General features: G+C 72.0%; 8 protein-coding genes and 4 pseudogenes. 6 read left to right on the top strand and 6 right to left on the bottom strand.

All coding sequences use genetic code 11. The annotated features are described in order from the left end of the window. The first annotated feature begins 123 nt into the window (after nt 1-123). The 4 genes and pseudogenes from ABZ281_RS21830 to ABZ281_RS21815 form a co-directional block, all read left to right on the top strand. Entirely contained in the window at nt 124-495 is a 372-nt protein-coding gene (locus tag ABZ281_RS21830) for a signal peptidase I (RefSeq protein ID WP_356657827.1), read from the top strand. Between the two features lie 97 nt (nt 496-592). Next, entirely contained in the window at nt 593-1,510 is a 918-nt protein-coding gene (htpX, locus tag ABZ281_RS21825) for a zinc metalloprotease HtpX (RefSeq protein ID WP_356657825.1), read from the top strand. 7 nt (nt 1,511-1,517) lie between these two features. Beyond that, the gene (locus tag ABZ281_RS21820; protein WP_356657823.1) at nt 1,518-2,102 is read left to right on the top strand and encodes a hypothetical protein; all 585 of its coding nucleotides are present in this window, start codon (nt 1,518-1,520) and stop codon (nt 2,100-2,102) included. 41 nt (nt 2,103-2,143) lie between these two features. Beyond that, nucleotides 2,144-2,725 (top strand): annotated as a pseudogene (locus ABZ281_RS21815) (alpha/beta fold hydrolase); the annotation flags it as partial. Between the two features lie 108 nt (nt 2,726-2,833). Here ABZ281_RS21815 and ABZ281_RS21810 read toward each other — a convergent pair. The 4 genes and pseudogenes from ABZ281_RS21810 to ABZ281_RS21795 all read right to left on the bottom strand — a co-directional run. After that, a pseudogene (locus ABZ281_RS21810) lies at nt 2,834-3,304 on the bottom strand (polysaccharide deacetylase family protein); the annotation flags it as partial. Then, the gene (locus tag ABZ281_RS21805) at nt 3,297-4,295 is read right to left on the bottom strand and encodes a glycosyltransferase family 2 protein (protein WP_356657821.1); all 999 of its coding nucleotides are present in this window, start codon (nt 4,293-4,295) and stop codon (nt 3,297-3,299) included. The gene ABZ281_RS21805 and the pseudogene ABZ281_RS21810, both read right to left, overlap by 8 nt. After that, entirely contained in the window at nt 4,292-5,113 is an 822-nt protein-coding gene (locus tag ABZ281_RS21800) for a glycosyltransferase family 2 protein (protein ID WP_356657819.1), read from the bottom strand. Before ABZ281_RS21800 ends, ABZ281_RS21805 begins: the two co-directional genes overlap by 4 nt. Nucleotides 5,114-5,591: 478 nt before the next feature. Continuing rightward, nucleotides 5,592-5,747 (bottom strand): annotated as a pseudogene (locus ABZ281_RS21795) (S8 family peptidase); the annotation flags it as partial. Between the two features lie 441 nt (nt 5,748-6,188). Here ABZ281_RS21795 and ABZ281_RS21790 point away from each other — a divergent pair. Next, nucleotides 6,189-6,995, top strand: a complete 807-nt coding sequence (locus ABZ281_RS21790; RefSeq protein WP_356657817.1) for an SGNH/GDSL hydrolase family protein — start codon at nt 6,189-6,191, stop codon at nt 6,993-6,995. 4 nt (nt 6,996-6,999) lie between these two features. Here the strand turns inward: ABZ281_RS21790 and ABZ281_RS21785 are convergent, their stop codons facing one another. Together ABZ281_RS21785 and ABZ281_RS21780 are read right to left on the bottom strand one after the other, a co-directional pair. Then, nucleotides 7,000-8,637 (bottom strand): serine/threonine-protein kinase, encoded by a 1,638-nt coding sequence (locus tag ABZ281_RS21785; RefSeq protein ID WP_356657813.1) that lies wholly within the window; start codon nt 8,635-8,637, stop codon nt 7,000-7,002. Nucleotides 8,638-8,751: 114 nt separating this feature from the next. Beyond that, the gene (locus ABZ281_RS21780; protein ID WP_356657811.1) at nt 8,752-10,047 is read right to left on the bottom strand and encodes a nickel transporter; all 1,296 of its coding nucleotides are present in this window, start codon (nt 10,045-10,047) and stop codon (nt 8,752-8,754) included. On the opposite strand from ABZ281_RS21780, the pseudogene ABZ281_RS21775 reads away from it, so the two are divergent. Continuing rightward, nucleotides 10,034-10,117, top strand: a pseudogene (locus ABZ281_RS21775) (hypothetical protein); the annotation flags it as partial. The gene ABZ281_RS21780 and the pseudogene ABZ281_RS21775 overlap by 14 nt on opposite strands.

The raw sequence follows: 10,117 nt of genomic DNA, 5'->3' as shown, positions 1-10,117 counted from the left end.
GGAGCGCCTCGCGGCGGAGCGGCCCCGGCGTGTCCGGATCGCCGCACACCGGTTGGCCGAGGCGCGGGGCCGGATCGTACGGCTGCCCGAAGGTCCGGGGCGCGGCTGCTAGCGTCCGGCCCCGTGGACGACAGCGTGTACGTGGGCAACGCCGGTGCGGACGCCGCCCTGGACCGGGGATGGATCCTCGGGCATTTCAAGGAGGCCGGGGATCCGCGGCGCAGTGAGGCCGTGGAGATCAAGTGGGGTGTGCATCCTCGCGGGGACGAGCGGGCCGAGTGGGTGCGGGGTGAGGAGCGGACCGCGCTGCTGGTGCTCGTCAGCGGGCGTTTCCGGGTCGAGCTGCCCGGCCGCAGCGTGCTGCTGGAGCGGCAGGGCGACTACGTGGTGTGGGGGCGCGGCGTCGATCACTCGTGGGTCGCGGAGGAGGAGTCGGTCGTGGTGACCGTGCGGTGGCCGTCCGTGCCCGGTTACGCGGTGACCCCGCCGGGCTGACGCCTTTGCCCGGCCTGGAGCCGATCGCGACCCGTTTATGGGGAGCGCAGGGTGCACACTGGCGGTGGGACGAGTGCGTGACTGCGGGGTGATGCAGATGCACAGCCGCTTCCGGAGCGATCGGCGGTTGACCACCCGTATGGGGGTCACGCTGTTCCTGCTCGGATTGTTGTACGTGGCGTTCGTCGCCGCGTTGATCGTGCTGCTGAAGTCGTGGGTGCTGGTCGTGGTGATCGCGGCGGCACTGCTCGGCGCGCAGTACTGGTTCTCCGACCGGATCGCGCTGTACGCCATGCGCGGGCGGGTCGTGGAGCGGGAGGAGTATCCCGAGCTGCACGCGGTGATCGACCGGCTGTGCGCCCTGGCCGACATGCCGATGCCGGTGGTGGCCGTGTCCGGTATGGACATGCCGAACGCGTTCGCGACCGGGCGGAACGCCGACCACGCCGTGGTCTGCGTGACGACCGGGCTGCTGCGTCGGCTGGAGCCGGCCGAGCTGGAGGGCGTGCTCGCGCACGAGCTGTCGCACGTGGCGCACAAGGACGTCGCCGTGATCACCGTCGCGTCGTTCCTCGGGGTGATCGCGGGGCTGATCGTGCGGTTCGCCTTCTACTCGCAGCTGTTCGGCGGGGCCAGGAGGGACCAGAACACGGCTGCGATCTTCGCGGCGGTGATGGGTGTGGCGGCGACCGTGTACGCGATCAGCTTCCTGCTGATCCGGGCCCTGTCCCGGTACCGGGAGCTGGCCGCGGACCGGGCAGCCGCCCTGCTTACCGGCCGGCCCTCGGCGCTGGCCTCCGCGCTCACCAAGGTCTCCGGCGACATCGCCCGCATCCCGTCCGAGGACCTGCGCACGGCCCAGGCCTTCAACGCCTTCTACTTCACGCCCGCGCTGGGCCGTGAGCCCGGCATCGCACGACTCTTCTCGACCCACCCGAGCCTGGAGCAGCGGCTCGACCAGCTGGGCCGGATCTCCGCAGAGCTGGGCGAGGCGGCGCCGCCCGGAGGGGTGTGATCGGAGCATGGGACTGCTGGACATCCTGCTCGGCCGGACCAGGCCGGTCGTGGCGGATCTCGACCGGCTCTTCGCGCTGCCCTCGGCGGCCGTGACCCTGGAGGTCGCCGCGGGCTTCACACCGACCGGGCAGGGCGCGGTGTGCTTCGCCACGGTCGAGGGCGCGGCCTTCGAGCAGTCCCACCGCGAGGTGCAGGCGCTGCTGGACGCCGACACCGACCGCGACGGCCCGCCTGTGGAGCTGCGCCAGGACGACTACGGCTACTCCTGGCTGGTCTCCCGCCGTGCCCCCGACCAGCTCTCCGCGCTCGTGAACGATCTGCACGCCGTGAACAGCCAGATGGAGGGCAACGGGTTCGGCCCCCAACTGCTGTGTTCCCTGGCCGGGTTCGAGGACCCCTCCGGCCGGCGGCTCGCGCTGGTCTACCTCTACAAGCGCGGCACGTTCTATCCGTTCGCGCCCCTGCCGGACGCGACGCGGCGGCGCGACAACGCCCTCGAACTCCAGGTGCGGGCCGCGCTCTCCGGCGACCTGCGCATCGAGCAGGATCTGAGTCGCTGGTTCCCGGTGTGGGGAGCGCCAGGTCTGTGAGCGCCCCTCTCGAGCGGGGGGCCGCGTGAGTGAATGGCCGTATGAGTGAGCTGATCCCCTTCACCCACGTCAGCGACGGCGAACGGCTCAGCGGGGTGTCCTGCGGCGGGACCGGGCCGGCCCGCGCGACGGTCATGGTGCTGCACGGCGCGGGCAACGGCAGCAAGGAGCGACTGGTGCCGCTGCTGGCGGAGTTCGCCGCCCACGGCTGCCACGCCCTCGCCTTCGACTTCTCGGGGCACGGAGAGAGCACCGGCCTGCTGCGGGAGCTCAGCCTGCGCCGCCGCTTCGAGCAGGCCGTCTCCGTCATCGACGCACGCACGCGCGCCGACGGGCCGCTGGTCCTGGTCGGGTTCAGCATGAGCGGCCAGACCGTGGCGGATCTCGCACGTCACTACGGGGACCGGGTCGCGGCCTTGGGGCTGTGCGCGCCGGCGGTGTACGCGGGCGAGGCGTGGGAGGTGCCGTTCGGCGCGGGGGACGGGCGGTTCAGCGAGATCATCCGCGGCCCCGGGAGCTGGCGTGCGGCGCCCGCGCTCGATGTCCTGCGGGGGTTCGAGGGCCGGGCGGTGCTCGCGGTGCCGGACACGGACGAGGTGATCCCGCCCGCCGTGACAGAGGCCCTCTCGCAGGCGCTGGCCCGGCGCTCGCAGTTCACGCACTGGGAATTCGAGGGCTCCGGGCACCGGTTGGGGCTGTGGTTCCGCGACCATCCCGAGGACCGGCGGGACCTTGCAGTGGATCAGCTCGAACCGCAGGGTGGCCTCGGAGACCTGGTCGAGCTGCGGGTGGCTGTGGCTGTGCCCGCCGATCTCGACGCCCGCCGCCGCCAGTTCGCGGACCTGGTCCCAGTCCAGCATGGCGTCCAGGCCGCCCCCGGTGTCGTACGGCCCCCTGAGCCACCCGGTCGAGACGAACAGGGTGGCCGGGAAGCCGTGCTTGGCGAGGGCGGGGAGGGCGTGCCGGTGCACGCCCTCGTAGCCGTCGTCGAAGGTGATGAGGACCGGCCGCTCGGGCAGCGCGCGGCCGGAGCGCCAGCACGCCGCCAGTTGGGCCGTGGTGACCGGCGTGAGGCCCCGGTCGGCGAGCACCGCCATCTGCTCGGCGAACGCCTCCGGGGTCACCGACAGGGCGCGGGTCGCCTCGTTCGGGTCGGTCGCCACCGCGTGGTACATGAGGATCGGGACGCGGACGTCACTCACGGGCCGCCACCTCCACCTCAGGCACCCGGAACGTGGTCCCGCCCCGGCGCGCCCGGACGCTGCCGACGACGTAGCCGCCCGCCGCGGTCAGCACCCCGGCGACGATCGCCCCCGCCCGGCCCGCACCGCCCGGCCGGGCCAGCAGGGCGTCCCGCAGACCCCGGGCCACCCCGGCCGGCAGGACCCGGGTGGCGTACCGGCGTTCCGACTCCAGGCCCTTCTCGGCGCCGACACTCCGCGCCACCAGGGCTTTGGAGAGGCCCTCGGCGTAGGTCCGGGTACGGAAGTAGCGGAAGTGCTCCCGGAGCTCGGGCACCCGGTGGTGGATCACCGCCCGGTCGTCGATCAGCAGCACCGCGTCGGGCCGGGCGCGGCTGAGGCGGATGCACAGCTCCGTCTCCTCGCAGCCCAGCGGGCGTTTGTCGCCGTCCCGGCCGATGCCGGTGGCGAAGCCGCCCGCCGCGTCGAAGGCGCTGCGGCGGAACGAGGCGTTGCCGCCGAGCACATTGCGCACCCGCACCCGGCCGCCCGGCAGGCCCCGGTAGGTGCAGCCCACCACCCAGTCGAACTCCTCCGGGAACCAGTCGGGCCGCCGCCCCGACGCCCAGACCGGCACCGTGCGCCCGCCCACCGCCATCACCCGCTCGTCGGTGTACGCCTCGGCGAAGTGCCGCAGCCAGTCGCGCTCGGCCACGGCGTCGTCGTCGAGGAACGCCACGATCTCGCCGCGGGTCGCGGCGATGCCGGTGTTGCGGCCGGCGGACAGGCCTCGGGGGCCCGCGTTGGCGAGCACCCGGACCACGGCGTCGCCGGAGGACTCCTTGTACTCCTTGGCCAGCCGCTCCCGAAGCGTCTCGTTGTGATCGACGACCAGCAGAGTCTCCAGGGCCGGCCGCGACTGCGCGCGGACCGAGGAGACCGCGGCGAGGATGTCCTCCCAGCGGTCCTCGGTGTACGCGCAGATCACGACGGAGATGCCGGGACCGCTCAAGACACCTCTCCCCGCATCGCGGCCGGCATCGGCGACTGGGGCGAACGGCGGCGCAGCGCACGGCGGTTGGAGCGCTCTTGAAGGATCACCCGGAGCACCCGCAGGCCGTCCCGCACGGCCCGCAGATTGCTGACGCCGTGGATGCGCAGGTACTCGTGGCTCGGGATCTCCTGCACCTTGAGCCCGGCCTTGACGACGCGGATGTTCATCAGGGTCTCGACCTCGAAGCCGGTGCAGTCGAGGTCGATCTTGTCGAGGCAGTGCCTCCAGAACGCGTTGTAGCCGTAGCAGAGGTCGGTGTAGCGGGCGCCGAACTTGCGGTTGACGACCGTGCACAGCGCCGAATTGCCGAGCTTGCGGATGAAGGTCATGTCGTCGGTGCCGCCGCCGTTGGCGAAGCGGGAGCCCTTGGCGAAGTCCGCGCCGGAGACCAGGGCGGAGACGTACGAGAGGATCTCGCCGCCGTCGGCCGAGCCGTCTGCGTCGATCATCACGATGATGTCGCCGGTGCAGGCCTGGAACCCGGTGATCAGGGCGTCGCCCTTGCCTTTGCCGCGCTGCTCGACGACTTTGACCTCGGGCCACAGCTCGCGGGCCACCTTGATGGTGTCGTCGGTGGAGTTGCCGTCGACCAGGACCACTTCGTGGATCCAGTCGGGCAGTGTCTTGAAGACGTACGGAAGGTTCTCCGCCTCGTTCATCGCCGGGATGACCACGCTCACCGGCGGGGCTATGGCCAGGTGCGAGGAGACGGGCCGGTACTTTCCGGCGGTCGGCGGATGCGGGTCCGTCGCGGCCGGCTGCAGAACTGAGCTCATGAGTCTGGTCCCTCTCGTCCGGTGGACCGCCCCCCCAGGGCAGTCCGGATCCAGTCCGGTTCGAAAGGGGGGTTCTCACTCGAGGCACGCCGACATGGAGCTTCGGGCACGCCGGGTGAGCTGGCAAAGCTGGCCGGCCGCGAAAACGGCAGCCGACCGCGCGGCACGGCCCGGAGACAGTTGCGGTCACCGAGCACGGCACCCCCCTACCGCGCCCCGCGCCGGTTCGTCGCGGTCCTTGAGCCCTCCCCTAGAGCCGCGTACTGACGGACCGATGCGGGTGAGATGTATGACGGTATTGACGATTGAACCCGTATGGCAAGACCTGGAACGGCCGCTCACGTTTTTGTTGGTTTGACCGTTGCGTCAGGCGCCTTGTGTGACGCAAGTTGCACGTTCCCGTCCCGTAAACATGCGTTCCCCGGAGGTGATCATGGCCTCCGGGGAACATGTGTTCAGGTATCGGTGCGGACGTCGGTCACTGCACGATCTGCAGCATCCGGTTCGGCGAGCCGGAACCCGCGCCGGTGACCTTGCCGGTGACCGCGCCGTTCGCCAGGGCGGTGGCAACCTGGGCCGGGGTCGACGAGGGGTGACCGGCCGGGTGGACCGCCGCCGCGCCCGCGACGTGCGGGCGGGTGCGGCCTGGGCTGGAAGCGTGGTGAGCCCGCCCACGAGGGCGGCGGTCGCCGGCGAGGTCAGTGCGACGAACCCGAGTCTGTCGCTGTGCGGTTGTGCCATGAGAGGGAGTCCTCCTCTGGGCGGCGCGCGTCTGGATGGGGCGCGCGTCATGTGGGGGATGTGCGCGTGGCCGCGCACACCGGCCGGGGAGCGTCGCGTTCCGCTCCCGGCCGGAGTTAAGCGTCGATCAACTATCGGTGCAGATCAAGAGAGTTGAGTACCCGTCAATAGATCTGCCATGGGCGCGCAACAAGAGAGGTCCGCCGCGTAACGAGGCATGGGGAACGCGCCAGGAATCCGGGGAGAGGCCGAAAAGACTTGGCATGGACACTTCCTGTCAACACGCGTAGCTGCTACGACGGTTATGGCAGAGATCCTGCTAAAGGGAGGTTCCATGAGACGTTCCCGACTTGTCGTCCTCGTGAGCTCGCTCCTCCTCGCCGTCGGCACCGCCCTCACCGGGGCAGCGACGGCGCAGGCGTCCTCACTCGCCGCAACCGGCGGCTATGTGGCGCTCGGTGACTCCTATTCGTCGGGAGTCGGAGCCGGCAGCTACATCAGTTCCAGCGGCGACTGCAAGCGCAGCACCAAGGCCTACCCCTACCTCTGGGCCGCCGCCCACTCACCCTCGACCTTCGCCTTCACCGCCTGCTCGGGCGCCCGAACGGGTGATGTTCTGGCGAGTCAGCTCACCCCGCTCAGCGCCTCCACCGCCCTCGTCTCGATCAGCGTCGGCGGCAACGACGCCGGATTCGCCGACGTCATGACGACCTGTGTGACCCAGTCCGACAGCTCCTGCGTCTCCCGCATCAACACCGCCCGGGCGTACGTCGACTCCACGCTGCCCGGCAAGCTCGACGGCGTGTACTCGGCCATCCGCTCCAAGGCCCCCGCCGCCCGGGTCGTCGTCCTCGGCTACCCCCGCTTCTACAAGCTCGGCGCCACCTGCCTCGGTCTGTCCGAGACCAAGCGCAAGGCCATCAACGACGCCTCCGACCACCTCAACACCGCCATCGCCAAGCGCGCCGCGAACCATGGCTTCGCCTTCGGCGACGTACGCACCACCTTCACCGGTCACGAGATCTGCTCCGGCGACTCCTGGCTGCACAGCGTCAGCTGGCTGAACATCGGCGAGTCGTACCACCCGAAGGCCCCCGGCCAGTCGGGCGGCTACCTGCCCGTGCTCAACAGCAACGACTGACCGCTCAACCGGAGTTCGAGTCTGAATTCGGCTCCGGATCCGAGCCCGAGTCCGGGTCGGAACCGGAGGGAGAAGGGGAGGCCCCGCCCGTCGGGGTCTCCGTCTCGCATGTCACCGAGAACGGCACCGACTCGGACGTCGTCCGCACCGGCTCGCGCACCTCCACGCTGATCTCGTTCTCGAACGTCCCGCTCTCCGCCTCGGTCGTCACCCGCACCGTGTCCCGCTTCGAACGTCCGCCGCCCTCGGCGAACGACAGCGTCTTCCACCCCCCGTCGAGCACCTGGCCGCTCTGTGTCACCCAGCGGTAGCTCACCTCGGCCGGCAGCCGGCCCACCGTGAGTGTCGCCGTGAACTCGGGTGCCTGGGCGTTCGGTGGCGGACACGGGCCCGAGTAGTCCGTGCGCCGGCCCTGCAGGGCGACCCGCACCGACTGCGCCGGCGGACTGCTCTCCTTCGACTCGCTCGGGGTCGGGGTCGGGGACGGGCTGGACTTCTCCGTCCCGGTGTTCCGCGGCGGGCTCTTGGTCGCCGTGGGCGTACCGTTCCCGGCGCCCTGGTCGTTGCCGTCGGAACCGTCCCCGTCGTTCAGCAGCACGTACGTCAGCCCGCCCACCGCGAGCGCCAGCGCGATCACGCCCGCGACCAGCACCCGCCCGGCCCTGCGCTCCCCGTCCCGGCCGGTGGCCGTCGTGGTCGACCCGGACGCCGCCGAGCGGCCGGGGAACGGCATCGGGGGAGTGGGCGCGGGCTCGGGGTGGCCCACGACCGTCGGCGGGAACGGAACCGCCCGTGTGGTGTCGGCGCGCGGCGAGCCGCCCGCGGCGACGACCCGCAGATCCTCCTCGGCCCGCTCGGGCGGCAGCCGCTGCTCCGGATCCTTGCGCAGCAGCCCCTCGATCACCGGGGCGAGCGGCCCGGCCCGGTACGGCGGCGGCAACTCCTCGTCGACGATCGCCCGCAGCGTGCTCAGCGGGGTGTCGTGCCGGAAGGGGGAGTGGCCCTCGACCGCCGCGTACAGCAGCACCCCGAGCGACCACAGGTCCGACTCCGGGCCCGGCGTACGGCCCAGCGCCCGCTCCGGGGCGAGGAACTCGGGCGAGCCGATGACCTCCCCGGTCATGGTCAGCGCGGAGCTGCCCTCGACCATGGCGATGCCGAAGTCGGTGAGCACGATCCGGCCGTCGTTCGAGATCAGCACGTTGGCCGGCTTCACGTCCCGGTGCAGCACCCCGGCCTCGTGCGCGGACCGCAGCGCGGCCAGCACCTCGGCGCCGATGTGCGCGGCGCGCTGCGGTGCCATCGGGCCCTCGGCGTCGAGGACCTCGGCCAGGGAGAGACCGCGGACCAGTTCCATGACGATCCACGGCCGGCCGTCGTCCGTGGCCACGTCGTACACCGTCACCACGTTGCGGTTGGCGACCCGGGCCGCCGCCCACGCCTCGCGCTCCAGCCGCGCGTACATCCGCTGCACGTCGTCGCCCGCCAGACCGGACGGGGCGCGCACCTCCTTGACGGCGACCTCGCGGTGCAGCACCTCGTCGCGGGCGCGCCACACCGTTCCCATGCCGCCCTCGCCCAGCGGTGCCAGGAGCCGGTAGCGGCCCGCGATCACACGCTCATGGCCCGGTTCTTCGAACACGGCGCCCCCATTCGCAGCCGGGCGGAATCTCCATGGGGTGTTTCTTCCCCATGAGGTCGGTTTTCCTCACGACGTCCGCTTGTCTCCTGGCGTCCGATCTCTCACGAACGTAACTCAGCCGAGTGCGGATGCCGCCCCCTTGAACACCAGTCCGGCCCCGAGAACCACCACGGCGAAGGCCGAACCGAGCGGTGCGGTGCGGCGCACCAGGGCCGCCATCGGGCCCTCCGTCCAGCGGGGGCGCCGGTCCAGGAGCCGGGTCATGCCGCTGCCCGCCTTGACGACGGCGTACCCGGCGGCCGTGAGGGTGAGCGCCAGCCCGACGCCGTACGCGACGACGAGCAGGAGACCGAACCAGGCCTGCCCGAGGGCGGCGGCGCCGACCAGCACCACCACGGCGGAAGGGCTGGGCACGAGGCCGCCCGCGAACCCCATGAGGATCGTGCCGCGCAGGGTGGGGGCGATGGCGTGGCTGTGGGTGGAACCGCCGTGGGTGTGCTCGATCGGGTGGGAGTGGGGGCGACTGTGGTCGTGGTCGTGGTCGTGGGCGGGGCCTTCGTGGTCGTGGGTGTGGCTTCCGTGGCCGTGATGGGGGCCGTGATGGTGACCCTGCGGGTGGTGGGTGTGCGCCCGGTTGCGCAGGGCGCGGCGGACCAGGCTCGCGCCCGCCAGAGTCACCAGGAGGCCGCTGGCGACGCCGAGCCAGGCGATCACCGAGGGTGCCGCCGCCGAGCCGGCCGTCACCAGCAGGCCCAGGGCGACCACGCCCAGGGTGTGCGTGATGGTCACCGAGGCGGCCATGGGCAGGACGTCCTTCATCCGGGCCTGGCCGCCCCGGGCCGCGGCCGTCGCGGCCATGATGGTCTTGCCGTGGCCCGGGGCGAGCGCGTGCATCGCACCCAGGACGACGGCGATGAGCAGGGCCAGTGCGGCGAAACCGGCGGTGAGGTCCTGCCGGGCCACCAGGTCGTCCAGGGCACGCGTCCAGCGGTCCGCGCCGCGCGGGAGCACGGAGGCCGCGGGTGCGTCCGACTCCTTCTCGGCCAGGGCGGCGCCCCCGGGGCGCACCCGCAGGGCGGCCGACGCGGTGTCGGCCGGGGAGGACAGCAACTCCTCCGGGTAGCTGGTCAGTTCAGCCGATATCGACTTCTCCGGCACGTCCGAGGCGGCGAGTGTCATACGGTCGCCCCGCGCCGTGATCTCCCGCCAGCCCGGGCCGGTCGAGGCACCCGCGCCGCGGAAGCCGAGCGACAGGGTCTTCTCGTCCGACGGGAGCGGCGCGGTCAGCTCGCACTCCACCCGGAGGGTGTCGAGCCCCGCCTGCCCGGGCCGCACACGCGCGTGGCCGCGCTCGGAGGTGAGGGCGACCCCGCGTCCGTCGACGGTCGCCCGGCGCCTGTCCTCCGACACGGGCCACGCGGTCCACCCCAACTACGCGGAGCGGCACGACCCGACGCACCACCCGCGCGTCAACGGCGGC

Source organism: Streptomyces sp. NPDC006265 (assembly GCF_040613555.1).
Classification (GTDB): Bacteria; Actinomycetota; Actinomycetes; order Streptomycetales; family Streptomycetaceae; genus Streptomyces.
Note: the sequence above shows the minus strand (reverse complement) of the source record. Positions and strands in the feature narration are given on the sequence as shown.

Coding starts and splice junctions, on each gene's coding strand:
- htpX (WP_356657825.1), top strand. CDS start 593: ATGCACAGCCGCTTCCGGAGCGATCGGCGGTTGACCACCCGTATGGGG.
- ABZ281_RS21820 (WP_356657823.1), top strand. CDS start 1,518: ATGGGACTGCTGGACATCCTGCTCGGCCGGACCAGGCCGGTCGTGGCG.
- ABZ281_RS21800 (WP_356657819.1), bottom strand. CDS start 5,113: ATGAGCTCAGTTCTGCAGCCGGCCGCGACGGACCCGCATCCGCCGACC.
- ABZ281_RS21790 (WP_356657817.1), top strand. CDS start 6,189: ATGAGACGTTCCCGACTTGTCGTCCTCGTGAGCTCGCTCCTCCTCGCC.